This window comes from Kitasatospora aureofaciens (genome assembly GCF_001188955.3).
Lineage (GTDB): Bacteria > Actinomycetota > Actinomycetes > Streptomycetales > Streptomycetaceae > Kitasatospora > Kitasatospora aureofaciens.
In genome coordinates this window covers 17,462-43,365 of the sequence record NZ_JPRF03000043.1, presented here as the reverse complement: position 1 = coordinate 43,365, position 25,904 = coordinate 17,462, and the positions used below count along the sequence as shown (strand labels likewise).

General features: G+C 70.1%; 25 protein-coding genes and 1 pseudogene. 16 read left to right on the top strand and 10 right to left on the bottom strand.

Annotated elements, in window-relative coordinates; all coding sequences use genetic code 11:
• Nucleotides 1-3: 3 nt before the first annotated feature.
• Nucleotides 4-1,107: a tyrosine-type recombinase/integrase gene (locus tag HS99_RS26435; protein ID WP_030554764.1), complete on the bottom strand. Its 1,104-nt coding sequence runs from the start codon at nt 1,105-1,107 to the stop codon at nt 4-6.
• 316 nt (nt 1,108-1,423) lie between these two features.
• Here HS99_RS26435 and HS99_RS26430 point away from each other — a divergent pair, with 316 nt between their 5' ends.
• From HS99_RS26430 to HS99_RS26405, 5 genes are all read left to right on the top strand, one after another.
• Nucleotides 1,424-1,882: a hypothetical protein gene (locus HS99_RS26430; RefSeq protein ID WP_046385758.1), complete on the top strand. Its 459-nt coding sequence runs from the start codon at nt 1,424-1,426 to the stop codon at nt 1,880-1,882.
• 52 nt (nt 1,883-1,934) lie between these two features.
• Nucleotides 1,935-3,016, top strand: a protein-coding gene (locus HS99_RS26420; RefSeq protein ID WP_442354874.1) for an IS630 family transposase whose coding sequence is annotated in 2 segments (ribosomal slippage) — nt 1,935-2,420 and nt 2,423-3,016 — 1,080 coding nt in all. Because the reading frame shifts where the segments join, the coding sequence is not laid out codon by codon here.
• A gap of 229 nt (nt 3,017-3,245) precedes the next feature.
• Complete coding sequence (locus HS99_RS26415) at nt 3,246-5,111, top strand: FAD-dependent oxidoreductase (RefSeq protein ID WP_043389750.1); 1,866 nt, start codon at nt 3,246-3,248, stop codon at nt 5,109-5,111.
• A 603-nt stretch (nt 5,112-5,714) separates the two neighbouring features.
• Nucleotides 5,715-6,083, top strand: a complete 369-nt coding sequence (locus HS99_RS26410; RefSeq protein WP_030558395.1) for a hypothetical protein — start codon at nt 5,715-5,717, stop codon at nt 6,081-6,083.
• 196 nt (nt 6,084-6,279) lie between these two features.
• Complete coding sequence (locus HS99_RS26405; protein WP_052405431.1) at nt 6,280-7,173, top strand: IS5 family transposase; 894 nt, start codon at nt 6,280-6,282, stop codon at nt 7,171-7,173.
• Here the strand turns inward: HS99_RS26405 and HS99_RS26400 are convergent.
• A complete protein-coding gene (locus tag HS99_RS26400) occupies nt 7,154-7,657 on the bottom strand; it encodes a hypothetical protein (protein WP_043389746.1) in 504 nt (167 codons plus the stop codon). The genes HS99_RS26405 and HS99_RS26400 overlap by 20 nt on opposite strands.
• A 166-nt stretch (nt 7,658-7,823) precedes the next feature.
• Between HS99_RS26400 and HS99_RS26395 the strand changes: the two genes are divergently transcribed.
• The gene (locus tag HS99_RS26395) at nt 7,824-8,873 is read left to right on the top strand and encodes a S41 family peptidase (RefSeq protein WP_030558421.1); all 1,050 of its coding nucleotides are present in this window, start codon (nt 7,824-7,826) and stop codon (nt 8,871-8,873) included.
• Between the two features lie 188 nt (nt 8,874-9,061).
• Here the strand turns inward: HS99_RS26395 and HS99_RS26390 are convergent, their stop codons facing one another.
• Nucleotides 9,062-9,718 (bottom strand): hypothetical protein, encoded by a 657-nt coding sequence (locus HS99_RS26390; protein ID WP_030558422.1) that lies wholly within the window; start codon nt 9,716-9,718, stop codon nt 9,062-9,064.
• Between the two features lie 293 nt (nt 9,719-10,011).
• Between HS99_RS26390 and HS99_RS42755 the strand changes: the two genes are divergently transcribed.
• Nucleotides 10,012-10,808, top strand: a protein-coding gene (locus HS99_RS42755) for an IS5 family transposase (RefSeq protein ID WP_370863307.1) whose coding sequence is annotated in 2 segments (ribosomal slippage) — nt 10,012-10,348 and nt 10,348-10,808 — 798 coding nt in all. Because the reading frame shifts where the segments join, the coding sequence is not laid out codon by codon here.
• 153 nt (nt 10,809-10,961) lie between these two features.
• Complete coding sequence (locus HS99_RS45235; RefSeq protein ID WP_157846661.1) at nt 10,962-11,135, top strand: hypothetical protein; 174 nt, start codon at nt 10,962-10,964, stop codon at nt 11,133-11,135.
• A 169-nt stretch (nt 11,136-11,304) separates the two neighbouring features.
• Here HS99_RS45235 and HS99_RS26375 read toward each other — a convergent pair whose 3' ends face one another.
• The gene (locus HS99_RS26375; protein ID WP_030558152.1) at nt 11,305-12,093 is read right to left on the bottom strand and encodes a hypothetical protein; all 789 of its coding nucleotides are present in this window, start codon (nt 12,091-12,093) and stop codon (nt 11,305-11,307) included.
• 610 nt (nt 12,094-12,703) lie between these two features.
• Between HS99_RS26375 and HS99_RS48495 the strand changes: the two are divergent.
• A pseudogene (locus HS99_RS48495) lies at nt 12,704-12,832 on the top strand (IS110 family transposase); the annotation flags it as partial.
• Nucleotides 12,833-12,924: 92 nt separating this feature from the next.
• Here the strand turns inward: HS99_RS48495 and HS99_RS41550 are convergent.
• The gene (locus tag HS99_RS41550; RefSeq protein ID WP_050366262.1) at nt 12,925-13,266 is read right to left on the bottom strand and encodes a hypothetical protein; all 342 of its coding nucleotides are present in this window, start codon (nt 13,264-13,266) and stop codon (nt 12,925-12,927) included.
• An 800-nt stretch (nt 13,267-14,066) separates the two neighbouring features.
• Here HS99_RS41550 and HS99_RS26360 point away from each other — a divergent pair.
• Complete coding sequence (locus HS99_RS26360) at nt 14,067-15,272, top strand: trypsin-like serine protease (RefSeq protein ID WP_050366261.1); 1,206 nt, start codon at nt 14,067-14,069, stop codon at nt 15,270-15,272.
• Between the two features lie 359 nt (nt 15,273-15,631).
• Here the strand turns inward: HS99_RS26360 and HS99_RS26355 are convergent, their stop codons facing one another.
• Nucleotides 15,632-16,039 carry a hypothetical protein gene (locus HS99_RS26355; protein WP_030558159.1) on the bottom strand — a complete coding sequence of 136 codons (408 nt, stop codon included), beginning with the start codon at nt 16,037-16,039 and terminating at the stop codon, nt 15,632-15,634.
• Nucleotides 16,040-16,654: 615 nt separating this feature from the next.
• Here HS99_RS26355 and HS99_RS26350 point away from each other — a divergent pair.
• Nucleotides 16,655-17,161: a GNAT family N-acetyltransferase gene (locus tag HS99_RS26350; RefSeq protein WP_030558160.1), complete on the top strand. Its 507-nt coding sequence runs from the start codon at nt 16,655-16,657 to the stop codon at nt 17,159-17,161.
• A gap of 314 nt (nt 17,162-17,475) precedes the next feature.
• Here HS99_RS26350 and HS99_RS26345 read toward each other — a convergent pair whose 3' ends face one another.
• Both HS99_RS26345 and HS99_RS42745 read right to left on the bottom strand, forming a co-directional pair.
• A complete protein-coding gene (locus HS99_RS26345; RefSeq protein WP_030558161.1) occupies nt 17,476-18,027 on the bottom strand; it encodes a hypothetical protein in 552 nt (183 codons plus the stop codon).
• 1,106 nt (nt 18,028-19,133) lie between these two features.
• Nucleotides 19,134-19,931 carry a hypothetical protein gene (locus tag HS99_RS42745; RefSeq protein WP_030558165.1) on the bottom strand — a complete coding sequence of 266 codons (798 nt, stop codon included), beginning with the start codon at nt 19,929-19,931 and terminating at the stop codon, nt 19,134-19,136.
• Nucleotides 19,932-20,134: 203 nt separating this feature from the next.
• Between HS99_RS42745 and HS99_RS26330 the strand changes: the two genes are divergently transcribed.
• The 3 genes from HS99_RS26330 to HS99_RS26325 all read left to right on the top strand — a co-directional run bounded on the left by HS99_RS26330 (nt 20,135) and on the right by HS99_RS26325 (nt 22,330).
• Nucleotides 20,135-21,358, top strand: coding sequence for an MFS transporter (locus HS99_RS26330; protein ID WP_030558167.1), 1,224 nt, complete (start codon nt 20,135-20,137; stop codon nt 21,356-21,358).
• Between the two features lie 181 nt (nt 21,359-21,539).
• Nucleotides 21,540-21,695: a hypothetical protein gene (locus tag HS99_RS45230; RefSeq protein WP_157846660.1), complete on the top strand. Its 156-nt coding sequence runs from the start codon at nt 21,540-21,542 to the stop codon at nt 21,693-21,695.
• Between the two features lie 209 nt (nt 21,696-21,904).
• Nucleotides 21,905-22,330 (top strand): GNAT family N-acetyltransferase, encoded by a 426-nt coding sequence (locus tag HS99_RS26325; RefSeq protein ID WP_232543334.1) that lies wholly within the window; start codon nt 21,905-21,907, stop codon nt 22,328-22,330.
• A gap of 409 nt (nt 22,331-22,739) precedes the next feature.
• Here the strand turns inward: HS99_RS26325 and HS99_RS26320 are convergent, their stop codons facing one another.
• Entirely contained in the window at nt 22,740-23,030 is a 291-nt protein-coding gene (locus HS99_RS26320) for a hypothetical protein (RefSeq protein ID WP_030558168.1), read from the bottom strand.
• Nucleotides 23,031-23,098: 68 nt separating this feature from the next.
• Between HS99_RS26320 and HS99_RS43505 the strand changes: the two genes are divergently transcribed.
• Nucleotides 23,099-23,245 carry a hypothetical protein gene (locus tag HS99_RS43505; protein ID WP_197697942.1) on the top strand — a complete coding sequence of 49 codons (147 nt, stop codon included), beginning with the start codon at nt 23,099-23,101 and terminating at the stop codon, nt 23,243-23,245.
• 72 nt (nt 23,246-23,317) lie between these two features.
• On the opposite strand, the gene HS99_RS26315 is transcribed toward HS99_RS43505, so the two are convergent.
• Nucleotides 23,318-23,893, bottom strand: coding sequence for a hypothetical protein (locus tag HS99_RS26315; RefSeq protein WP_030558169.1), 576 nt, complete (start codon nt 23,891-23,893; stop codon nt 23,318-23,320).
• A 1,186-nt stretch (nt 23,894-25,079) separates the two neighbouring features.
• Here HS99_RS26315 and HS99_RS26310 point away from each other — a divergent pair.
• Nucleotides 25,080-25,742 (top strand): HAD-IA family hydrolase, encoded by a 663-nt coding sequence (locus HS99_RS26310; RefSeq protein ID WP_030558171.1) that lies wholly within the window; start codon nt 25,080-25,082, stop codon nt 25,740-25,742.
• Nucleotides 25,743-25,904 lie beyond the last annotated feature (162 nt).

The window sequence follows — 25,904 nt, the reverse complement described above, 5'->3', positions numbered from 1 at the left end:
CCGTCAGACTCCGGCGAACGCCGGGGCCAGTGCCTTGTGCAGGGCAGTGTTCACGAAGTCGTCGCTGACGTGGGTGTAGATCGTCGTGGAGCTGTCGCACTCGTGGCCGACCTGCTGCTGGATGAATCGCCGGTCCACTCCGTCCTCGGTCAGGTAGGTGACGTAAGAATGTCTGATTGAGTGTGGAACTAGGTCTTTTGGGAGTTTTAGGGCATTGCGGTATGCCTCGAACCGGTCGTTGATCGAACCGGGCTGGAGACGGCCTCCGCGTTCAGTGATCCACAGGGCCGGATGGTCGGGGAACCCGAACCGCGGCCGTACGTTCTCGACGTAGTCCGCGACCGCCTCAACGGCCCAGTCCATCACCGATAGCACGTTCCTGCGGCGGGGCTGCTGGCCCTTCTTCGCCTTTCCGTAGCGGACGTTGAGGGTGCCGTACCGGCCGAACTGCGGAGCCTGCGGGTTCCGTCCGAAGTCGACGACATCGAGCTTGGACGTCTCGGTTCGCCGCAGCCCCCAGCCGTAGATGACCTTGAAAAGGGTGGCGTCGCGGTAGGCGGCCAGGGCCCCCTTGCGCTTCGCGCGCACCGCGCGGTCGACCTGGTCGTCGGCATAGTCGAGGAAGCGCTGCAGCTCGTCCCGAGTGAACGGCCGGGCCTCCGGGCTGCCTTCGTAGTCCTGAAGGTGCGGGATGGTGTTCCACTCGTGGCAGATCGCCACAGGGAAGGCGCCGAAGGCTTCCTCGCAGGCGGGCACCCAGCCATAGCGGCTGTCGATCACGAACTCGCTGAACAAGCGGACGATGCCCTGGTAGCCGCGAATCGTGAACGGCGCCAGGTGCTTCTCGCCGGTCAGGCACACCGACCACTCGTCCATGTGGGCCGGCGTCCACTGCCACGGGTAGTCGTTCGCGAACTCGTGGAACCGGCGGATCAGCCGTTCCCGGTCCTCGACCGTCTCGTCCTGAAGCCCCCGCGCCTTCTGCTGAGCCCGCCAGCCCCGCAGCATCGCATCGAACATCGCGTCCTCGGGACGCAGCTGGACCACACCGGAGACGAGCTCCAGATGAGCCGACCCAGCCAGGGCGATCTTGTGCTGATGCACCACTCCAGACCATCCCTTCTGGAGGGCAGATCATGTATCAGATGGGATCGACCTGGCAACACGCCTGGTCAGACCGCCAGCACGTAGTAGCGCCGGAGAGCCTCACGCCCGTCCCGTGAGCTGCTGACCTGCGACTTCTCGCCCGTCTGATGCAACTCCCGAGGGTTTAATGGTGGAGTCGGGTATTGGAACTATCCGAATGCCTGGCTCCTGGGGGCGTTGAGGTCACTTCCCGCGTACTCGTTGAAGTACTCAGGCAGGCACGGGTGAACGGGCTCTGTCGTCGATCCTGTGGTGCCGATCCTGGCAAGATGATCGCGTGTTCGATTTCGACATTGCGCGATACCAACCACAGTGGTTGAACGGCCGTGACGCCGTGACGCGCCAGCACGGGCGCCGTCTGGGCGCCCTGCGCGGGCGCACGCTGACGCGGGTCTGGGTGGCTTGGGACCTGAAGGATGACGAGTGGTTCTGTGACTGCCCTGTGCTGCTCGACTTCGAGGGTGAACAAGTCGAGATCAATCACTACAGGTTCGACGACATCGCCCTCACCTGGGCCACGATCGACCCTCATCGTCCGGTGCGCTGGCCAGGGTTCGATCTGGCGTGGCGTCCGGAACGGCTGGCCGAGCTGCGGGCACTCCGAGGTCTGACCCTTCAGAGCGTCGAGCTGCTCGAATGGACTGGCGACGATGTGGCCCAGGGGAGCGTGGATGTGAGCTTCGTCTTTCACACCGGTCGGGTGACCGTCTTTACTGACCTTGGCGCTTCGAGGTGATTGGCCTGTTTGTGTAGCTGACTGACGGCCATGTGCGCGCTATGCCGTTGGTATGCGCTATGCGGATGGGGGCGGGCTGACGGCGAAGGCACGTCAGCGCCGCGAGGCGGTGCGGCTGGAAGCCGCCGAGTTGTTCGACGAAGGTGTCCCACCGAAGGAGGTTGCCCGCAGGTCGCGGGTGACCACGAAGTCGGCCTACCAGTGGCACCAGGCCTGGCGGGAGGGCGGGGCCGGGGCGCTGGCTTCACGGGGACCGGGTGGGCAGCGTTGCAAGCTGTCGGCGCGGTGCCGGGCGAAGCTGGCCGAGTACCTTGAGCAGGGGCCGGCCGTGCACGGCTGGGACAAGGACCAGGTGTGGACCGGTGCGCGGGTGGCGACGCTGATCGGCCGCAAGTTCCACGTGTCCTACAGCGTCTCGGGAGCCACCCGCCTGATGCAGCGACTCGGCTTCACCCCGCAGGTCCCAACGCGGCGTGCCGCGGAACGCGACGAGCAGGCTGTCGCCGCGTGGATGGAGGTGACCTGGGCGGAGGTAAAAGCGCCCGGGCGGCCTGCGACGGATGGCTCTGCTTCGAGGATGAAGCCGGGTTCACCCGCAGACCGCCCAAGGCACGCACGTGGGGACGCCGTGGCATCACCCCGGTCGTGAGGGTGGGCGGCCGGGGCTCCGGACGGGTCTCGGTCGCCGGGCTGATCGCGATGCGGCCGGGCTCGCGGACCCGGCTCTGTCACCGGCTGCGGTGCCATACCGGGCGCAAGGGCGAACGCCGCAGCCTGTCCGAGCGCGACTACATCGGGCTGATAGACGGGGTCCACCAGCTGGTCAAGGCGCCGATCGTGCTGGTGTGGGACCGGTTGAACACCCATGTCTCCCATGCCATGCGCGACTTGATCAACGCGCGGGACTGGCTGACGGTGTTCATCCTGCCCGCATACGCACCCGAGCTGAACGCGGTCGAGTACCTATGGGCCCACGTCAAACGCAGCCTGGCGAACCTCGCCAGCGTCGCTCCGGAGCGACTCGCCGCGCTCGTCCGCAACCGCCTCAAACAGCTTCAGTACCGCTCCGACGTCCTCGACGGCTTCCTCGCCGGGACCGGACTCTCCCTCGACCTCCCACCGCCATCACCTTGAAGCGCCGAAGTCAGTAAGCACCAACGCTCCGGAAAATCGAAGCGGGGCCCGGGGCGGCGGCGGGGCCGACCACGCGACCATGACGGCTCACGCTGGGACGCCGTTGCATCCGAACGGCCCACCGATTTCCGAATTCGCGAGCCCTTGTTCGTGCGCGCCCGCAAGCCGTTCGGGTGAGGCCCACTTGACTGCCGGGGCGGCCATCCCCGCGCCTGCCACTCTGTTGGCCATGATCACCAGAAGGTCTCTCTTCTCCGCCGCGGCTTCCGTCGCGGCCGCGGGCTCGATCACCGGTTTTTCCGGAACCACGCACCCCGGCGCACCGGTGCGCGATGCCGCACAGGATGCGAACTCGCTGGCGATGGCCCGCCGGATCCTGCTCACCGACGAGTCCTACAACGACCTGACGCTGCACTACCTCAGGCTCCTCACCGGGAAGACCCCGCTGCGAGCGGCCCACGGACGCGACGTGCTGGTGGTGGGTGCCGGGGTGGCCGGGATGGTCTGCGCCCGCCTGCTGCGCGCGGCCGGGCACCGGGTACGCGTACTGGAGGCGAACCGCAACCGGGTCGGCGGCCGGGTGAAGACCTTCCGGGGCGAGGTCTGGCAGGATCCGCGGCTGCGGGCGGAGGCGGGCGCCATGCGGATCCCGTCCAGCCACGCCCTCACCCTCGCGCTCGCCGACCGGCTTGGTGTCGCCCGCCGCCCCTTCCACCTCGTCGATACCGACCCGACGCCCGACCTCACCTCGGGCGACAGCCGGATCGTCTACACCTCCTGGACGGGCGAGACCTTCAGCACCGGAACGCGGCCGCCGTACGCCGCGCCGCCGGCCCTCGGCTCGCGGCTGATCCACGTCAACGGGCAGACCGTCACCAAGGCCGTCTACGCCGCCGACCCGCGGCCGGTCAACAAGTCCTTCGGCTGGGACAGCGGGCAGACCTCGGCCGCCGCCCTCGACCAGGCGCTGGCCACCGCCCGCTCCTACACCCAGACCAGGAACCCGGACGGCACCTGGTCGGACAAGCCCATCGAGGAGCGGGTCGACGGCATGGCCCGGCTGCTGCACGACCTGGACGGCTACTCCCTGCGACGCTACCTGACGGACATCGCGCACTGGGACGAACCGCAGATCCAGGCGGTCGGCACCCTGGAGAACCTCACCAGCCGGCTCTCCTACGGGTTCCTGCACTCCGCCCTGGACGCCGTCGACATCAACCCGGCCGTCACCTACTTCGAGTTCACCGGCGGCACGGACGCCCTCACCACCGCCCTGGCCCAGGACCTGTCGATCGAACAGGACCGCGTGGTCACCAAGGTCGTGCTCGAGCCATCCGGCCGCGTGACCGTCCTCGCCGCGCCCGAGACCGGCCCCGAGGACGAGGCGTGCGCCGGCGCCATCGGCACGCCCGTGCACGAGTACCGGGCCGACGCCGTGGTCCTCGCCGTACCGTTCGCCGCGCTGCGCCACGTCGACTTCGACCCGCTGCTGCCGTACGGGAAGCGGCGGGCCATCAACGAACTGCACCACGACACCGCGCACAAGGTGCTGCTGGAGTTCACCGAGCGCTGGTGGGAATGGGACGAGGACACCTGGCGCAGCCGGACCGGCGACGCGTACCGCCCGGCGCCCCACGGGGCCGCCCAGCCGGCCGTGGGCGGCGGCTGCGTGAGCGACGAGGCCTGCCGCTTCGTCTACTTCCCCTCCCACCCCAGCGACCAGGGCGCACCCGGCGGCGTCGTGCTCGCCGCCTACAACTGGGCGGAGGACGCGATGCGCTTCGACGCCCTCGCCCCCGACGACCGGCACACCGAGGCCCTCGACCACCTCGCGGCCCTGTACGGCGACCGGATCCGGCAGTTCGCCACCCACCGTTCGGTGTCGCAGTCCTGGCTGCGCAACCGGTGGGCACTGGGCGAGGCGGTCATCGAGACCCCCGGACAGCTGACCACTCTCGGGCCGCACGTCGCCACCCCCGTCGACGGCCGGCTCTACTTCGCCGGGGACCACTGCCAGCCCCGCTACCATGCCTGGATCGCCGGGGCCGTGGCCTCCGGGGTGGAGGCCGCGCTCCAGGTCAACAGCGGTGCCTGACCTTCTCTCGCCCCGCACCGCCGCAGGGGTTCCGGGCATCGGGACGCAGACACCGGCCCCGACGCCCGGCTGTCCCAGCCCGGAGCCGACGCCGCCGTCGGCCACCACCCCGCCCGCGACCACCGCGCCGAGTCCCACGCCGCAGGCCTCGCCAAGCCCCACGCCGCAGGCCTCGCCGAGCCCGTCGGCGAGCCAGGCCCCGCCCTCCTCGGCCCACCCCACCGCGCGACCCCCCGCCCTTTCGGCCCCGCCCCTCTCCAGACCAGCGCCGATCCAGCGACACCCCGCGCCCACCGCCCCGGGTCCGGCTTCGGTCCCGGTTCCGAGCCAGGCTGCGGCGGCCACCCAGCCGAACGCCCACGAGGGATCCGCGACCACACCCGCCGACCGACCCACCACCCCCGCCACGGCGGCACCGAGCCCCACCCCGCCCGGCGGTGCCGCGACCACACCCGCCGGCACCGCCGGCGCCGCGCCGCACACCTCGCAGCCGTGGACCCGGGAACCCACGGACCTGTCCGTCGTCCTCGTCTCCCTGCTCCTCCTCGCCGTCCTACTGCCCGCGGCGGTCAGCGCCGTCGCGTCGATCCACTGGAGGAACCGTTGATCTTCGTCGTGGTGCCCGTCCTGGCGGTCGTGTTCAGCGTCGGGCTACTGGTCGCCGTGGCACGGCTCCGACCCGACGGCATGACTCCGCACGCCGCGTTGGCGCCCGTGCCCAACGTGCTGGCCTCGGTGGTCGTCCTGCTCTCCAGCTTCGAGGTCGTCACCGGCTGGGCCAACCGGGCCAGTTCACACCCCCTGCACCCGCCGGCCGTCGTCTTCGTGCTCGACGTCCTCGCGGCGGCCTGTCTGCTGGCCTATCCGGCCGTCGCCGGGCTCCCGTACACCTGGCGCAACCGCATTCTGGTCGGCATGTTCGCCTTGCCGGTTGGGGCCGTGCTGGCACTGGCCTGGGACCTCCAGCGGTGAGAAGCGATTCCCAAACCGAGGGACACGGCTGCCGCTCGAACTTCCGCGCGCGTCGGTCTCGTTCGGGTGATCGCTCCGCGGTCGGCGCATAGGAGAAGAGCCTCCTGCGCAGTACGGTGATGTCGAGTCAACGAACCATCAGGAGGCCCTGGTGTCCCACTGTGGCGTGCTTGCTCCGTCCGCGTCCAGCTCCGGCATGTCGTGCGATTGCCTCGCACACCTGCTCGGGAATGCCGCCGACCAGCCGGACCGGGCCCGCCGCTACGGCTCCGACCTCACCGACGCGGAGTGGGTGGTCGTCCGGCCGCTGCTGCCGGTCCCGGCCTGGATGAACGGGCAAGGGGGCCGCCCGGAGGGCTTCTGCCACCGCCAGATGCTCGACGCGGTGCGCTACCTGGTCGCCGAGGGTGTGCGCTGGGCCAGCCTGCCCGCCGACTTCCCCAACTGGCGGGCCGTCTACCGGTTCTTCCGCCGCTGGCGCGACAACCACCTCATCAAGGAACTCTACGGCCGACTGCGCAAGATACTGCGAGAGTTGGCCGGCAAGAAGGAGGCACCCACCGCCGCGATCATCGACTCGCAGTCGGTCAAGGCCGATGCCACCGTCGGCGCGGCCACCCGCGGCTACGACGCCGGGAAGAAAATCAACGGCCGCAAGCGACACATCGCCGTGGACACCCTGGGCCTGCTGCTGGTGGTGATCGTCACCGCCGCGTCGGTCAAGGACAACGACGCCGGCCGTGACCTCCTTGAACAACTGCGCGCCGAACACCACCGCATCGCCCTGGTCTGGGCCGACGGCGGCTACACAGGATGGCTGATCGCCTTCGCCCACGCGGTCCTGGCCCTCGCGCTGACCGTCGTCAAGCGCGGCGACGACGCCAAGGGGTTCGTGGTGCTGCCACGCCGCTGGGTCGTGGAGCGCAGTTTCTCCCACCTGATCCGAGCCCGGCGCCTGGTCCGGGACTACGAGACCCGCATCGACAGCGCCGAGGCGATGGCCTGGTGGGCCGCGAGCATCCCGGCCACCCGCCGCCTGGCCCGCTCCGGCGCCCCGGCACCCCGCCGCCTCAAGCGGCCCGGGGCCTGAACAGTCCCGGCCGCCCCTCGGTCAACCAGCCCCGCTCCGCCAGCCGCTTCGCCCGAAACCGGGCCGCCTGCTCCCTCGCGTCACTCGCAGGCCAACCCAGATCCTCGCGCATCGCCCGAGCCCGCACCCCGTCCCCGCCACCGGCCGCATCGCGCTCGACCAGGGCCACGATCCGCGCACAGTCGGGCGGAAGCGCATCGATCCCCAACCCCTCGCTCCAGAAGGGCACTTCGACCCGCGGCCCGACCACGCCCACAACCGGCTCCACCACCGGGGCGCCGACCGGCGCCCCGGGCACCGCGGCCTCATCGGCCAACTCGCCCAAGGCAGCGACGGTCTCCTCCCGCGCGATGACCGCGCGCCGCGCGGCCTCATCCGCCTCGGCCACGGCGGCCTGAAGCCCCTCCAACTCGGCCCGCAGCTCCTCCGCCCGGGCCAACGCCACCCGCTCGCGCCTCTCCAGCACTCCCAGCACCGACGGCATCCGCCACCTCCGACCACGCCCCGCACCGACACGACGCTCCGAGCGTGCCTACCGAGTGGCGGCCACACACCTCACCTGGGAAAGCGTGACCCTACCCTCGGTTTGGGAATCGCTTCTTACAGTGGTGCACGCCCCGCGACGCCGTGGGGAACGGAGGGGGGAACGCATGGCACGGAAACGCTTGCTGCGTCTGGCTGCCCTGGGGGTGGCTGTGGGGGTTTTGTTGCCGGTGGCCGGGTCCGCGAGCGGGCTGTTGCAGGACCCGGACGACGGCATGTCTCCTGGGGCCCGGACCTACCTGACGAAGGTGCTGGACCTGATGGAGCAGCAATCCGTGATGCGTCACCGGGTGGACTGGGCTCAGCTGCGGCGGCGGGTGCTGGAGCAGGCGCACGGCGCGCGGACGGCGTCCGACACCTACGGGGTCATCGCCTGGGCGCTGAACTCCCTGGGAGACGGACACAGCTTCTTCCTCGATCCGCAACAGTCCGGGGCGAGGTTGGGAGCCACCACGTTATCTTTCGAGGGCCTGACGGGCCGCGCTCTGGAGGACGGCCTGGGCTACGTCTCGCTGCCGCAGGTCCAGGGGACACAGCAGACTTACGACGCGTACGTGCGACAGGGCCGGGCGGCCGTCGCGACGGCCGACGGCGCCTGCGGCTGGATCGTGGACCTGCGCGACGACCGCGGAGGCAACATGTGGCCGATGCTGGCAGTCCTGGGGCCGGTGCTGGGCGACGGACCGGCGGGGGGCTTCGTGGACGCCGACGGCAACCGCTCGACGTGGTCCATCCAGCACGGCAACGCCTACGCGGACGGCGAGCCCGTGGGCTGGACGGACAGCGAACCGATCACCCGCAGCGCTGCGCCTGTGGCCGTGTTGACCGGCCACCGGACCGGCAGTTCCGGCGAGGCGGTCGCGGTCGCCTTCCGTGGCCGTGCCGACACCCGCTTCTTCGGTGAGCCGACCTACGGCGTTCCCACCGGGAACATGGTCTACCACCTGTCCGACGGAGCGACCCTGGTCCTCACCACCGCCGATGACGTCGACCGCGCCGGCCGCACGTACAACGCTCCGATCCGGCCTGACGAAGAGGTGGTCAACGACCCCGCCGCGGCCGTGGGCGGCGACCGGGACCGGGTGCTGGCCGCCGCGCGGGCGTGGCTTCACCAGCAGCCCGGCTGCCAGCGGAGCCGGGGGAGTCAGGCAGGGTAGCTCGGGGCTGGGCGGGCACGGCGTGGACGGGTTCGGGTTCGGCCGGTGCGCGCGGACGTTGCTGATGTCCCGGGCGCCGGCTGGTCTGGGGGTATCGCCGCCGTCGGACGTGGCAGGCGCCCCTGTCCTCCTGGTGGTGGGGGTGGGGTGGTGGTGCGCCGTCGGGTCGGGGTGGCCTGCGGCGCTAGCTAGCTAGCGGGCGCCCGGACGTCCTCGCGCACGGCGGCCACCTCGGCGGCCAGGGCGTCCAGGTCCACGCTCTCCGGCCGGACGGCCTCCCGCAGCGGCTCGCTGACCACCACCACGGCGGAGGCGTCCGCCCAGCTGCACTCCGCCCGCCGGAAGTCGACGCCCCCCGTCCGCACCAGGACGATCCGGCAGCGGAGCGGCTCCCGGGAGCGGGGCGGCGTGATCGACCGCGGGCCGACGATGAAGCCCTGGACGTTGTCGCGCCCGTCCAGGACGCTCTGGAACTGCTCGAGCGCCGTCGCCGGGCTCCGTACGGTGCCGTACAGGCCCGTCACGCCGATCGCGAGCGCGCCGTCGCGGTCCTTGGGCGCCGACTGGTACCAGCCGAACACCGCGGTGGCGCCCTCGATCTGGTCCGCCATGACCTGCGCCAGCCTCGGGTCGACCGGCGCCGCGTCGTGGGAGCGGGCGTAACGGCCGTGCCCCAGGCTCTCCGGCAGCGTCAGCCGGTAGGGGCGCAGCTGGTCCGCGTCCTCCCGCGCGACCTGCTGCCCTGCCTGCCCCGGGCCCGTCATCCCCTGCCCGCCCCCGCCGCCGCATCCGCTCACCGCGGCCGCCGTCGCCAGCACGGCCGCCACCCACCCCAGGCGCTTCACTTCGTCCGGCTCCTCGTCACTTCGTCCTCGACGGGACAGCCTAGGCCCTGTCCGGCGGCCTGGCGGCCTTCGTGGTCCCCGGCTGGGCCGCCGGGGACGGCCCGGTGTTCGGCGGGGTGGTACGTCGTTGAACCCGGGCACCGCCAGCCCGGCCCGGCCCACCGGACGCCACCGCCGGACGTGAGCCGGCGCGTTCGGGCGGGAATCGTGTATCCGGGGCAGCGGCTGTTTCTGAACCGGGCGCGGGGACTTAGAAGTCATCTCATTTGGATGGCTAGACTCTGGGGGTGCTGATCGTGGAGCGTCTGGTGCCGGACGAGTTGTGGGAGCTGTTCCAGTTGGTGGTGCCGGCGGCGCCGACCCGGCCACAGGGCGGTGGCCGGCGCCGTTACGGGGATCGCGAGGTGTTGGCGGCGATCGTCTTCGTGGCAACCTCCGGGTGCACGTGGGCCCAACTGCCGCCCTGCTTCGGCCCGTCCGGGCCGACTGCCCATCGGCGGTTCGCCGAGTGGAGCAAGGCACGGGTGTGGGCCAAGCTCCACCGGGTCGTCCTGGACGAACTCGGCGCACGGGGCGAGCTGGACTGGTCGCGCTGCGCGGTTGACTCCGTGAACATGCGAGCCCTGAAAAGGGGGACCTGACAGGTCCGAATCCTGTCGATCGGGGCAAGTACGGGTCGAAGATCCACCTGCTCACCGAACGCACCGGTTTACCCCTGTCGCTCGCGATATCCGGCGCCAACGTCCACGACAGCCAGGCCCTGATCCCGCTGACCGATGCCATCCCGCCCATCCGCTCGCGCCGCGGCCCCAGGCGACGCAGGCCAGGCAAACTCCACGGCGACAAGGCCTACGACCACCGATTCATCCGCGCCTACCTGCGACGACGCCAGATCCCGGCCCGCATCGCCCGCCGGGGCGTCGACTCCTCCCAGCGCCTGGGCCGACACCGATGGGTGATCGAGCGCACCGTCGCCTGGCTCAACGGTTTCCGCCGCCTCCACCGCCGCTACGAACGCAAGGGCGAGCACTTCGCCGCGTTCGCCAGCATCGCCGCAGCAGTCAGCTGCCTGCGGAGAATCCCCAAATGAGATGATTTCTGAGAGCTCCTCAGTGCTGGGTACGGCGTCGGCGGCCGCGGTGACGGCCCGGTCCAGGCGGCGGACGCGCTCCAGCACCTCGGGGTCGCGGCCCAGCGGCCCGGTCTCGGACATCAGCCGGTCGAGTGCCTCCGTGATCGCCCGGTGGTCACCGGGGCCGGTCTTGCCGCCCTTTCCCACGCCGTTCGAGCCGTCGTCGGCGGGAAGGCCGGCGATCTCGTCGCTGAGGCGGCGGACGTGCTCGACGGTGTCGGGGTATCGGACGATGGTGGTGGCGCGTCCATCGAGCTTCTCGCGCAGCGCGGCGATGATCTCTGAGGCAGACATGCCATTCGTGGGGCTGGTCACCCGCGCCGTCCCCTGGGAGAAGTAACGCTCCTGGGCGGGGTCGCGCAGCGCCTGGACGGCCTCGTATCCGTGATGGGGCACGGGGCCGCCGTTGCTCGCGGTGCCGAGGCAGAGGACGGATGCGTGCTGTTCGTGCCTTTCAGGGGTTCCGCAGGCCGTTGGCCACCCGGAGGAGCTCGGAGGGCGAGAGCGCCGCGTGGTGCGGGTCGATGCTCACCACGGTGAAGGTGCTGACGCCGTCGGACCATGTGAGGGCGCGTTCGGAATCCGTGTCGCACACGAGGGATGCGCTGTGGCCGTTGACGGACATCGGTGGACCGGCATGGGTGCCCGGTGCCGGGTCGTGGGTGCCGGCTGCGGGGAGGTTTTGGGTGATGCTCAGCGCGGGTTTGCCGACGGTCGCGTAGTAGCGGGTCCAGGAGGGCACGGTGTCGCTGCGGTTGTACGGATTGGGAGTCCAGGGTCCGGCCACGGAGCCGAAGACCTGTGGGACGTCCGATATTGCGGTGAAGCCCGGGGGGAGGTAGCCGACGTCGGCGAGCCGGGCGGCGGGGAACGGGACGAAGGGCTTTCCCGTGTTGGCCTCCGACAGCTGTCTGGTCCCCAGAGAGGCGTGGAGTGTGAGACTGACCAGACGGCCGGCTGAGGGGCACTCGTGGGTCTGGTCCACGGTGCGCCCGGTCTTCAGATCCGCGGCGACCGTCTGCGGCGTCTCGCGCGCAAACAGCCGCGGTTCGGCCTCCTGGCACGGTGCCCACATGACCGGTGTTGTGAGGGTGCGGCCGTCGGCGCTGAGGAGCACCTGGCTGAACAGCCCCGCGTCAGCTCTGGGCTCGCGGTCCGCATAGCGCACCACTGCGGACAGAGCAGCCAGGGCGACGACGGCGCCCACGGCGGGGAGGGCCTTGCGGCGCCCCGGTGATGGCATTCGACCACTCCACGTTCGACGGCACGGCCTGTCCTGTTCGACCCGATGTCACCACAGTTCCAACGCTTTCGCAGTGGCCCGCCCTCCGGCGAGCGACCGTGACACTGTTGGGCATTGGGCGCGTCGGAGGATAGTACACACGTCCCCGTGGAGCGCCCGGCGCAGGTGTGTCGGGGCGAGGGGAAGGCGTTCGGTGCCGCGGTCGACCGTCCCCCGTGGACGTGGCGCCCGATGGTGTGCACGCCCGCCCGGGATCCCCTTCTTCCCGGCCCTGCCACGACAGTACCGCACCCGCCTTCGACCCGGCCCGGCGAAGCGGGCCCCACCGCACCGCCGTCACCTTCCATACCGCCCACAGCTCCGCACGGCCCGCCGGCGTCCCCGCGATCTCCACCACGGCCCAGGCGGCTCCTCGAGGCCCGAGTACTACCGGTCGGCTGAGGGACCGGGGCGGCCCGCGCCCTGACGGGCGAGGGCGGCGGTCCACTGCGGGAACTGCGTGATCGGTACGCAGGACGCGGCGGCGGTCTCGGGGCGCACTGCTGCGGCGGGGAGGAACGCGACGCGGCAGTGGCGGCACAACCAGGTCTCCCGCCACACCCGTGGGGCCGAGGGGAAGTCCCACAAGCAAGCGGTCCTCGCCCTCGCCAGGCGTCGCCTCGACGTCCTCTGGGCCCTCATACGCGACCACCGCACGTTTGCTGTCGAGCCACCCCAGCACGACCTCGCTACGGCATAGCCCGCTCACCAAGCGTCACCGACGCTCTTGACAAACCCGATTGGGAATCACAGAACGTCCTCTGGCAGCCGAACGCGGGGCGGAGAGTCCGGTCAGCCGTAGAGCGGTTGGGCGACTGAGACAGTGACCCGGTCGCCGAAGCGGCCGCGCAGGTCTGCCTGGGCGCTGGCCAGATTTCCGCTGACGCCGACCTCCACCACGCCGCGGGTGAAGCTCACCGCCGATCCGTCACCCACACTGACGATGCTGTAGTCGCTCGTGTGCCCTATCAGTGCCGCGACCCGGTTGCGGGTGGCGGCCAGCTCGTTGATCGAGCGCGGCGCGTCGCGCAGGTCCACGCGCACGCCCAGACCCAGGTGGGCGAGGGCGGCGTCGAAGCCGCCACCGCCCGGCTTCCGGTAGACGATGACGCCACCGCCCGGAACGTCCACCATCAGGCCAGTGAAGACATCCTGGTAGGAGCCGCCGAGGTGTGAGACCGCATCTGCGGCCGTGTCCAGCTGCTGCTGATCCGGTCGGCCCGAGCTCGGCGGAGGGCTTGCGGCGACGGCGGACGCGGCGGCACTCGTCGGCGGAGGGCTTACGGCGACGGCGGACGCGGCGGTACTCGTCGGCACGGGAGTGGACGGCGCGACATCGGTGTGTCCAGCGCAGGCTGCGCAAGCCAGCAGAGCGGTCAAGGCCAGGGTGACAGCGGTCAGGTGTATCAGCGTTGGGGTACGGGGCATCGATTCAGCCTCACTTCATCGGCGACGGTTCGTGATCGTACGCGGGCGCGAAGCGGCGTGCGTAAGGAAGGGGACGCGGCGCCTACCACCTGCCGGGCAAATCGCCTAAATTTATGACGATTTCTCTTGCTAGGAGATGGTAAATCCTTGACCGTTATGCCCGGAATGCGCGGAAAGGTGATTCTGGGGCTTTTGTTTGTGTGCGGCAAGTGTCTGCTCGGGGCTACTATGCGGGGTGCGCGATCACCCAAATGGCTGATTGCATCTCATATGGGGGGAATTGAGTGGCTGCTCAAAGAAGTAACTCCGGCCGGAAGTGGATAATTTTGGCCACTGCTCTGCTGGCATCGGTGTCTGCAATTGCTCCAGCTATCGCTATATCGGGGGGCGGCGCCCCCAGTCCTGCGCCGACTCGGCCGGGCTCTTCGTCCAATAAGAAGATTCCAGCTGGCGGTACCACTGCAGCTGCACTGGCGGAGGTCACCAAGCCGGAGACCCTCGAGCTCATGAAGAAGCAGGAGGCACTGGACAAGGTCGTCGACCGGATCGTCGGAGGGCGGGAGGAACATGCTCGGGATCGGATCCCAGGATTTTCCGAGGTAGAGGTCGACCCGGGGGCCAACCGCATCACCTTGCATTGGAAGGGGGAGCTCCCGGACGCGGTTCGCGGTGTGCTCCAAGACCTTCCGGGGGGCGTGAGCGTGCAGGTCGTGCCTGCCAAGTACTCCAAGGCGGAGCTGCACGCAGCTCGCGAGAAGCTGCTGTCGAACGGCAAGCCAGTCCCCCTCGCAGCGAAGAGGGCAAGTCACATCAGCAGCATCGGGCCGTCGCTTGACGGAAGTGGCCTTGACCTCGGCTATGAGGCGGACGACGAGCGGGTGCCTGGGGCACTCCTTGCGCCACTTTCTACCGAAGAGCTGACGCCGCAGGTGGAGGCCATCGCGTCGGCCGTTGCCGGTGTGGAAGTCCACGCCCGCCATCAAAAAACGGTTGTGGACCTGTCGCGAGGCGCAGACTCCGAGCCCTGGTACGGCGGTGCTGGTGTACTGACTCCCGGTGGGACGATCTGTTCCACTGGCTTCGGGGTGTACAAGCCTGCGGACATGTACAAGAGCTTGGTCACCACTGCGTGGCACTGCGGCGCCGGCTCGTACAATACCTGGTACAGTCAGCAGTATATGGGTTACGCCAATGAGGGTGACGGAAACGCCGCCGATGACACGATTGGTATCGTCCCGCGCGACTCCCAGAAATCGGGCGGGTACGTCTATACCCTCGCGTGGAACGAACCCAGCGATTATGCCATGCAGGTCTCCGGATCCGGCGGCAACAATGTTGGCGACTATGTCTGCCAGTCCGCCGCCAACTCGGGGGCGCACTGCAATATTCGCGTCGCCCAAGTGGATCGACAGATCTTGGGGCCCAACGGCGTCTGGCGTAAGTTCGCTGACGAGGCCGTGCAGACGGACCCCAACAACATCGCCGCCGCCAACGGAGACAGCGGTGGACCTGTCTTCGTGACGAGTGACAACGGAACCAAGATCCAGGCCCGCGGGACCATCACCTCTCTTGAGTCGGAGCAGGACTGCGCTGGCCGACAGACCGCTGACGGCGGATGGCGTACGCCGTGGTGCTTTCATGGGATGTGGTACGTCCCGATTTCCCAGACGCTCGCCGACATGGGGTGGGTCCTGAGGACAAGCAACCCGTAAAGATAACGGCCTTGGGTGAAATTGGGGTCGGGGCGTGTTGGCCTGGCGGTTCGGCTGGTGGGATCAGCAGACGGCGTCGCGGGCGAGGACCAGTTCGGTGCTCGCCCGGTGGCGGGCCGGGCGTCGTGCGGAGCGGTCGGAGACCAGCCCGGCGATGGCCAGATGGGTTCACCGCGATCGCCGCCCCCGCGCCGGCCCGCCGACGCGAAGCCCGTACCCTCCTGGTTCTGCTGCTCAACCGCAAGCTCTGACCTGCCTACTCAACCCCGCACGGAACCCGAACGACACCGCTGAATCCGGTCACCGAAGGCGCCGACCACCACCAAGTGGTCGGCGCCTTCGGCATGCCGTGTGCTGGGTCAGAGCTGCTTGAGAGCAGCCTCGGTGGTGGCGGCCAGGACGAAGGCCTCGACGTCGGCTTCGACGGGGAAGGATTCCGCCCTGCCGCCGCCCCACTTGATGGCGGAGATCAACCAGCCGGCGGTGAAGGGGACCGGGATGTCGTACCGGTGACGGGCCTGGTGGGCGATCAGACCGTAGGTACGGGTGGCGGGCCGCTCATCGCTCAGCAACCACCGTAGCGCCTGCGCCGTCTGCGGCGTTGGGTCGGGCAGGCCGGCGTACTGCGCGCTCTCGTAAGTGGCCTCTCCCTCAGCCCACTTCTTGCGGAACGCGGTGGTACTTGGGCTGGTCAGCGACAGGAGCGCGGCGTCGAGCAGCACCCCGGTGACGACGTGGAGCGGGAGTTCGGCGGCCTGGTCGAACACGTGTGATCTCCGATCTGCCAGCAGCAATACCCAGCCACGCTACGTGCCGATCCAGTGACTCCGGGCCCGAACGAGAAGATCCGCCACCACCGTCGGGTGTGACCTGTTGGTTGTTGTGGCGTGTCGGTGATTCGCTGATTGATCTTGTTGGTGAACTGGGGGTTTGCAGGTTGGTTGAGAAGTGTGGGGTGGGGTTGGGCTCGTGTTCGGGGGTGGGGGTCGGTTCCGCCGGTGTCGTTGGCTGACCGTTTGGGCTGTGCGGCCTGCGTGTTTGTGTGGTTGGTTGAGAATCAGCGGATGGCATGAGAGATGGTGGGACTTTCCGCAGTTTGGTTGAGAGCCCTGTATGCGGGTGGGCCGGCGTGGGTGGTACTGGGCGTGGTCCGTCCTGGCCGCCACCACGGTCGCGGTTGACAACCGCGCGTACCCGGTGATCCCGCGGCGGTGCCCCCCGTGACAAGGCGCTGGCCGGGACCGCGTGCAGCACCTGGAGTGCGGCCTTGCGGTGAACGGCCGGCCCGTTCTCCTCGATCAGCCGGACCGCGTCGTCCACGATCTCTTCGCTGGGGATAATCGGCTTGCCCGTGCGGTCCGTCCTGGGGCAAGGTCCGCACCATGTCCGAACAGCACGAACTCGAACTGCGCCGCCTGAGCTCCGACGATTGGCCACTCTGGCGCGAGCTCCGCCTCGCCGCTCTCGCCGAGGCCCCCTACGCCTTCGGCTCCACCCTCGCCGACTGGCAGGGCCCCGGCGACCACGAGGAGCGCTGGCGCTCCCGACTGGAGATCCCCGGCGCCCTGGACCTGGTCGCGGTCCTCGACGGCACCCCCGTCGCCATGGCCACCGGCGTCCCGGCTGACGAGGACCCGTCCGCCGCCGAGCTGATCTCCATGTGGGTCGCCCCGGCCGCCCGCGGCCGGGGCGTCGGCGACCGTCTCATTGCCGAGATCGCCCGATGGGCCGCCGACGAGGGCTACCGGACCCTCAAGCTCGCCGTCATGCCCCACAACGACGCCGCCATCGCCCTCTACCGCCGCAACGGCTTCGCCGACACCGACGAACTCGGCGACCTCCTCGACGACGGCACCATCCGCGAACTCGTCCTGGCGCAGGCCCTATAGGGGACTGTCGCGCCGGGACGGTGAGCATCTCGGCGGCCGGCCGCAGATCCGCCACCGCCGAACGCACCCCGGCCGCTGCCGCGCCGACCAGGACCACCAACAGCAGCCGCGGGAACGCCCTCCAGCGCAGCCCCCACGCCCGATTCGACCCGCCCACGCCGACACCCCACGGTTGCGCGACGCGCTCGTTGCCGAACTGGTCGCATCGGACGGCCGCCACGAGCACATCTGCGTCGTGCGCGTCACTTGCTGACACCCTCCGGGTCCGGGCGCCTGAGCGCCCTGGCGCCGCGTGGCGGACAACGGTGGCGCGGTCAGGCGTGCAGCAGCATGCCGACGTTGCGCCCCTGAGCGTCGCGGCAGGTGAACACGTTCATCCCCTCCTGGTTGACGCGCAGGGCGAGGACGGGCCCGTCCGGCTCCAGCTGCCAGCTCTCGGAGGGCTTTCCCGTCCTGCCGGTGGCCTCCGCGCCCGGGTTCACCTCGTGCCTGCGGTCGCCTGCCTCGGCGAAGTCCTGGGCGAAGCGGACGGCGGACCGGTTGTCCGCCAGCGCGTGGACCAGGAGGACTCCGGTGAAGGTGTCGAGGAACTCGACGTCCTCGTCCATCCCGACCGGGTAGGCGTCGTCCAGGCGCAGCAGGGCCGCCGTGATCTCGGGCTCGTCCGGGTCGGCGTCGAGGACCAGGTACGCCACTATCTGGGGGACCTCGATGGCGTACCCGTCGCTGCCCTGCGGGTCACCGATGTGTACGGTCACGCCCTCGGGTACGCGCAGTTCCACCCGGCGCAGTGGCCACGGTGCGGCCGGGTCGAGGCCGGCGTCGAGCGCGGGCAGGGCGGCGAGCAGCTCAGGCAGGACGTCCACGGTTCACTCCTTCATCTGGTGTCCGATCAAGGACGGCGGCCGGGGACGGACGGTTCCTTCCATCCCGAAGTGCCCGTCCCCGACAACGGGGACGAGCAGTTCCCGCGCGCTCGGGATGCCGCCCACCGGGCCCTGGGCACCGCCGTGGAGCAGTCGGCCGGGTCCCGTGGGCGGGATTGGCTCGTGGTCGGGTGATGTTGGAGGCATCTTCGTCGAGGCGGGGGGCTCTGCGTTCAGCCTGCCCACCGGCGATCTCGCCCGCCAGCTCCGCGCGTGCCATCAAGCTTGGTGGTGGCCGATCGTCCGGCCGCCGTCCTCACCCGCGGCCCGCAGCGCCATAGAGGCGTGAACGCGCGGCGAAGGCATCGCGCAGGTGGATGGGACGGCTGGCTGTCCGGAAGGCCCAGGTGGTAGGGGCTGTGTGGCCCATTCCGCCGGATTCGCCGGGTGCCAAGTCCGGGCGTCAGAAATCGCCCTCGTACGAGGCATCCGTCAGCAGGTACCGCCCGCCGCTCAGCTCGACGGTTACCGCATCCTCCCAACCTTCGTCGCGGGCGGTCGCCTCGGCGACCGCCCGCGAGGCCCGTGTCCTCGTCCGCGTAGCACCACCTGCGAAGACGAGGTGATCGGGTAGCCAGGCGACGGCCTGTGGTTCACCGCCGAGCGTCAGTACGTCCCCGTGCCCGGGCAGCGGCACGGAATCCGCGTACTCCGAGGTACGGGGCAGCGCCTGCTCCCAGCCGTCCCACCCGGCCAGGGCCCGCTCCGGGACGAGCGCCTACCGGGCGGTGTCAGTCGATTCGAGCCAGCCGTCGACCGGCTCGAACCCGGGCTGGTCGGACCGGGCCGGGCGCTCATCCTTCGAGTGGACACCGTTCATGGTCCGGATCATGCCATCCGCCGTGGACAGTCCGAGGACGGCTCGGCGCGCCGGCTGAGCCGGCTTGGTCAGCCGAGCAGGTAGCCGTAGTTGCTGTCGTTCGCGCAGACGCTCCAGAGGGTGTCGTCGTTGGCCGCGCACGGGGCGTCGAGCTCGGCGAGAAGGTCCAGGGCGATCCGCTCCAAGGTGAACTTCCCGAAGTAGACGTTTCCCTTCGTTTCTGCCCCTACCGCCTGGTCCGCAACTGTCGGAGCGTCCAGCCCGGCCCGAGCGTGCGGGTGTGGGTGGTGAAGAGTTCGGCGGCGCGGCGGTAGGAGAGGCGGGCGCGGCCGGTGTAGGGGCAGCGGTCCGGCGCGGGGGTGTCGGCGGGGGCTCGGCGGTCGGTGAGGAAGAGCGGGCCTTCGGTGCGGCCGGCGACGAGGAGGGGGAGGAGCCGGGCGGTGCCCGCCCGCCAGTGGACGGGGGTGTGCCCGGGGCGGGTGCGGCGGTGAGGGAGGTCGAGGTGGTCGGTGTCCAGCGCCAGGACGGTTTCGATCGCGAAGCCGGACTCGTGCAGCAGGTGCCACAGCGTCTGCTCGCGCAGCGGGGCGCGTAGGGCGAACAGGGCGCGCAGTTCGTCGGGGGTCAAGGGGGTGGTGGTCGTGGGGGGTTCCGGTAGTGGCCGGGGGCGCAGGTCCGCGGTCGGGTCGCCGTCGATCCAACCGCGGGCCCGCCACCAGGCCGCGGCCGCGCGCAGGGTGGAGATCTCCCGGTTGAGGGTGCGCGGGTCCGTTTCGGCGGCGCGGTGGGCGACGGCGCCGCGGAGCCGGTCGGCGGCGTCCGGGTGGTCGAGCAGGGCGAGCGGCAGGACGGGCGGCCGGGCTTGCCGCCGTTCGGGGCCGGTGGGGGCGGGACGGTCGGCGAGGGCCCAGGCCCAGGTGGCCAGTGCGATCCGGTAGATCCGCCGGGAGTTGCGGGCGAGCCCGGAGGCGGCCAGGTAGCGCTCGACGGCGACGCCGTACTCGACCGGTGGAAGCTCTGTCATATCCGCCTTCTTCCGCAGTAAATATGTGCCGACGAGTCGCCGGCAAGTTACCTCGATCTCGCAGTAAATAGCAGATCGGAGGCCATGTCGATGCCTGTTTACTGCGGGATGAACGGCGTCTGCGTGAATTGATGCGATAAGGCTCAAGTTTTTTTCCGCAAACTCTTGAGTTGTCTTCCTCCGAAACCGCAGACTTGCTGCCCATGGCAGTGGAAACAGAACGGATCCCGGCCCGCCGGAGGCGCCCTGGTGGCCGGCTCGAGGTGCTGGGAGAGCGCGATTTCACGCGGTTCTTCGTCGGCTACACGACCTCGCTCGTCGGCTCGTCGATGGCGCCGGTGGCGGTGGCCTTCGCGGTGCTCGACGGGGGTGGCGGCGGCACCGACCTCGGATGGGTGATGGCAGCCCGGATCCTCCCCGTGGTGCTGGTGCTGCTGGCCGGCGGGGTGAGCGCGGACCGGTTCGGCAGTCGGCGGTTGATGCTGGGCTCGGACCTGCTGCGCGGCCTGGTCCAGGCCCTGTTCGCCGGATTGCTGGCGGTCGGGCGCGCGCCGGTGTGGGCGATGGTCGCCCTGGTCGCCGTCTGGGGGATCGGTATGCGCCGCAAGGAGTTGGTGGCGGACGCCAACACCTTGCTCGGACTGTCCCGTTCGTTGTCGGCGGTGGTCGGTCCCGCCGCGGCCGGTCTGGTGACCGCGGCGCGTGGCCCGGCCGCGGTGCTGGTGTTCGACGCGGTGACGTACGGCGTCGGCGCCTTCGCGCTGGCCCGGCTGCGGCTGCCCGAGCGGGCGGCGGCTGACGGTGGCGAGTCGGTGCTCCGGGAACTGCGCGCCGGTTGGTCGGAGTTCGCCTCCCGCCCGTGGCTGTGGATCACCACCGCGCAGACGGGTCTGTTCAACCTGCTGGTCTGGGCCCCGTTCCTGGTGTTGGGACCGCTCACCGCCCAGCGGGACCTCGGCGGTGCCCGCGCCTGGGGCCTCGTGATGGGCTTGTACGGTGCCGGCGCCGTGTCGGGCGGGCTGTTGATGCTCGGCCGCGTGCCCGCCCGCCCGCTCGCGGTGGCACCCGTGGCGGCACTGGGCTGGGCGCTGCCCTCCGGGGCGCTCGCGGCGGGGGCCTCACTGGCCTGGGTGGGGGCCGGGGCCCTGGTGGCCGGGATCGGTTCGGCGGTCTGCGGAACGCTCTACAGCACGACGACGCAGAGGTGGGTGCCGGTGGAGTTGCTCGGTCGACTGACCTCCTTCGGCGTGCTCGGCTCCTTCGCCCTCGGTCCGCTCGGCCTGGCGGCGGCCGGGCCGTTGGCGGGCCGGTTCGGGACGGGCGCCGTGCTACTCGTCGGCTCGGTATGGCAACTGGTTTCCGGAGCCGTCGTGTTGGGCCTACCAGCCGTACGGAACCGCCGCTGGGAGGACGGCCCGGAGAACTGACCAGGTCCCTCGGACGGCTCCGGGGCGCACCCCCGGCCTCCGGTGCGGCTCACCGCGTGCCGCGCCCGGCCGGCCCCGGAGCGGGACCGGCTGCCCCACCCGCACACGCACGCCTGCGCGGCGGGCGGGGCGGCCGACCCGGTCGTACGGCGGAGGGTGCGGCGGCGCAAGAGGTCGTCCAATGCCCGGTCCGCTCACCATCAGCCACCACGAGTCCGCGGTTGCCATGGACCACCCCGAGGCTGAGCGGCTCGCCACCGTGCCGGCCGAGCTGACGTACCTGTTGGAGATTCCGGGACCGCACCGGATCAACGACGCGCAGCCCGCCCCGCTATGAGGGCCGCACCCCGAGCAGGCGGCCCGTTTCGACGGCCTGTCGGCCCGGGGCCACGTGGCCACCCTACTGCCGACCGGCACACGGGTGACCGCCGTCATCGCGGCGGTCATCGCACGCGGCCTGAACGGCGACGATAACGAACTCCTGACGCAGTAAATTCTCGACCCGATGGAATGTGCCGTAATTCCTCGCAAAATTAAGGAACCGTCATGCCAGCGCGCCTTGCCGTAGACATGAACCAGGAACACATCTGCCTGCGCCCGATAGTCGAATCCGACTTCCCGTACTTCCTCGCCCTGCTGAACGACCCCGCCGTCATGGGCGAACACCTCTGGACCGGCTGGCGGCAGCCGGATCGCATCCACCGCGTCTGGGCTGAGACCGGCCTGCTCACAGACGAGCAATGGACGCTCGCGATCACCACCGACGGCGAGTTCTGCGGCTATGCCGCCGCCATGCGGGAGGGGGCGTCACCGGCCGCCCCGCACTGGAGCATCGGCGCGCAGCTGCTGCCCGAAGCACGTGGCCGGGGAATCGGCACGCGCGCCCACAGGCTTTTCGCTGACTACCTGTTCGCGCACTCGCCAGTGATGCGGCTGGAGGCGGAGACCGAATCCACCAACCTGGCCGAGTAGCGGGTCCTGGAAAAGGTCGGATTCACCCGCGAAGGCGTACAGCGCGCGCACACCTTCCGCGACGGCGAATGGCGGGACATGGTGCTCTACAGCCTGCTGCGCACCGACCCCCTGGTCTGAGCCGGTGCGGCCGGAACCCGCGTTTTGGGTGCGTTCCGGGTCTGTACGGGTGCGCGTTCAGCGTTCGGTCGCCTTGCCGGGTTGGCCGCGTTTCCCCTGGTCAAGTGGCTGTCCCATCCCACTCACCACCCGGAGTTACCTTCCGGGGCCCCTGCCTGGGGTTTGTGGTGGGTGGGTTGGGGCGTTGGTCGGTGTGGTCGGGCGCTGCGCTGTGCTCTTGTTCTCGCGTCCGGCTGGTGCCGGCCGCTCGTGTGGGTGTGGGTGGGGCGGGCGGCGGTGGCGGTGGCGGTCAGGTGGGCTTCGGGGGTGGTGGCCATAGGAGGCGGACTTTGCCGTAGCGGGCGCGGGCGGTGTCCGCGCTGAGTCCGAGCGCCTTGCCGATCGTGGCCCAGGTGGCGCCGGCCTCGCGGTCGGCGATCACCGCGCACCGGACCAGCTCGCGGGTCAGCTGCTGGAAGTCGGCCGCCGCGGTGCGGTGGGCGCCGGGCAGGCCTTGCTGGGCGTGCAGCGCTTCGGCGATCAGTTCGTCCAGGGCGAGTGCGTGTGTCTGGAGTTCCTGGCTGATCTGGAGCAGGGCCACGCGCGCGTGGATCGCGGCCTTGGCGCTTCTGCGGGTCCGGTAGGCGGCCTGTCGGCAGGGACTCGGGCGTGGGCAGTACCGGCGACCCCGCCCAGCGCAACCTCTACAACCGGCTCCTCGGCTGCCTCCACCACTGCCTGGCCACCGGCACTCCCTACAACGAGCGCACAGCCTTCCCGGCGCCGCCCAAGCTCGAACTGGCCATCGCAGCTTGACCCGATAACCCCATCGGATGTCTTCCTGGGCCCCTGCCTGGCGGTGGTTGTGGTGGAGGTGGGCGGGGGCGTTCAGTGGAGGAGGCGGTAGCCGATCCAGCCGTTCCGCTGGATGCCGGTCTTCATCCCGGGGGCGAGTTGTACGGGCTCGAGCAGAGCCGCGCCTACGGCCGGGAAATGCTGGTCGCAGAACTCGTCGTATGGACTGACGCCGAGTGCTGGCGGAGCGTCCATTCTGGTCATCCGGTGGGCGCGCGTGATGAAGTACTGGCGGTCGACGACGTCACGTGATTCCTCGTGGGTGAAGCCATGTCGCAACACGCCGTGATGGACGGCGCCGTTCTCCATGACGGCCCAGCCGTAGTTCCAGTTGAAGTCGCCGTTCCCCTCGATCCATTGTGCCGCTACCACGGCCACCTGGTCGGTCCGCTTGTACCTGTGGTACGTCGGTTGATCGCCGAGCTCGAACTCGACGTAATGGCGGAGTACGGGGGCGCCGTGGCGACGAGCGAAAGCGAAGAACTCCCTGCCCTGGCGGAGGCCGCGTTCTCTCTGCCGTGCTGCGGCCTGGGCGGCTTCGGCTTCCTTCGCCGTGTGCTCCCGCTGTCGGCGCACGTACTCCGCTGCAGCCCTCTCCAGGTCCGACATGATCTCCAACCCCCAAGCTTGCTCTGGTGAACGCCGGATACCTACCCCGGAGTTAGCCGCGGAAGTCGACCACTGCATCAACGAGGACGACGCTCCAGGGGTCCCGGCTGTGCACGGCCGGCCCCGTCGATCCGCAGTCTGGGCTGTTTGGGGTTTCGTGGGTGTGACCTGTGGTGGGTCGCCTTGGCTGTTTTGGGAGTTTTGGTGGTTTTGGTTGGACCGGTGTGGGTCGGTCCCGGTGTCGGCCCACCCTTTCTGCCCGTGTCGGGCAGCACCTGGTTTTGGTTGCTCTGTGTGTTCGTCGTGACCATGTCATGCGACTGCGCGGGGGGTGTCGGGGGGTACGGTTTTGACGGGGTGTTTGCGCGGGTTTTCGGAACGGGCTTCAGCCGTGTTTTTTTTGCCGGGTTTTGACCGTGTTTCTGCCGGGGTTTCCGGGGTTTTCGGCCTGTGTTTTCGGTGTCCCGGGGTGGTGCGCGTCACGGGCAATGGGGTGTGACGCGCACCGGGTGGTGATCTTGTCAGGCCGGGTGTCGGCGGCTTGTTCGGGGGCGGCTGGTCGGCGTCTTGCTCGGTGCCGCCGTCCTGCCCGCCGCCTTCGTGCCGCCGTCCGCCCCGCCGTCCTGGCCGCCTGTGGACGTCCGCCTCGGCGCCGTCCCAGCGGGGCCTGGGCGGCGTCTGGGCGAGGCCTCGGCCGCCGTCCTGGTCGCGGGCCTCGCCCGCCTCGGCGGCCCGCTGCGCGGACCTCGGCGTCTGGCCTGGCCGTGTGGGGCGGTTCGTTCCAGAAATCTGGAACGCAGGGTGAGGACTCCCGGTCGCCTGGCTGTCGGTCTGCCAGCCGGTCTGCCAGGACCGTCCATCCCGGTGGCCCGGGCCGCGCTGGTCGACGTCCTCGGTCCCGCCCGTCGGCCCTTCGCCGCCTGCTGCTCGCGGCTGCGTCGGCGTCGCCCGGGGGATGGCTTGCGCGAGTCATCATGCTGATGTCCGGGCCGCCGCTCGTCTTGGCGGCTTTGCGAGTCGCTTGGGTCGTTGTTCCTGGTCGTGGTCGTCGGCCAGGAGCCAGCCGTCCCGCGTCCTGCTCGGCGTCCGGCTCGCGGCTGTCCGGGTCCTGCCGCCGCTGTCCGGGGCGTCGTGCTGCGCGGCCTGCTGCGGGGTGTCGTAGGACGCTCTGGCATGATCACCGGCTATGAGCGACCTTGTGTTCGATGCCCTTCTGTGCGACCTGGACAACGTCATCCGCTTTTACGACCTGGACGAGGTGGCCCGCCAGGAGGAAGCCGTCGGGATCGCTCCCGGTACCACCATGGAGATCGCATTCGCCCCCGGGCGGGACCTGCCGCTCGTGCTGGGCCAGATCACCCGGGCTCAGTGGGCCGCGTCCATCAGTGAGGCCCTGACCGCTCAGATCCCCGCCCAGCGGGCAGCCGATCTCGCCACCGCCTTCGCCCATGCCCCCGCCCGGGTGGACCAGCACGTGGTCGAGCTGCTTCACCAGGCCCGCCGCAGCATCCCGGTCGTGCTGGTCACCAACGCCACCGTCTGGCTCGACGACGACCTGGCCCAGCTCGGCCTCACCGATCTTGCCGACCACGTGGTCAACAGCTCCCGGGTCCACAGCGCCAAGCCCGACGCCGAGATCTACAGGATCGCCGCCGAACGAGCGGGCGTCCCCGCTCACCGCTGCGCCTTCGTCGACGACAGCCAGACCAACGTCGACGCTGCCCGCCGGGCTGGCATGACCGCTGTGCTCTACCGCGACATCTCCGACCTTCGCCGGCTCCTCGCCCCCATTGTGAACGAGGGCGACTCGTCCTTCTTGCAGGAGACGCAAGCGGGTCCGCACGACTGACTGTCACTTCGCTGAGGGCCGGAAAAACTTCGTTGAGACGGGCCAGGGTGCCTCGCGTGAGTCATCAAGCGGTGCCTGGCGGCCTGGTCGTCGTCCTGCTCGGTGGGCGTGCTGTTCGGTGGCGCTGCCGTCTGTCGGCGTGGTGGGGATGGCTCGCGCGAG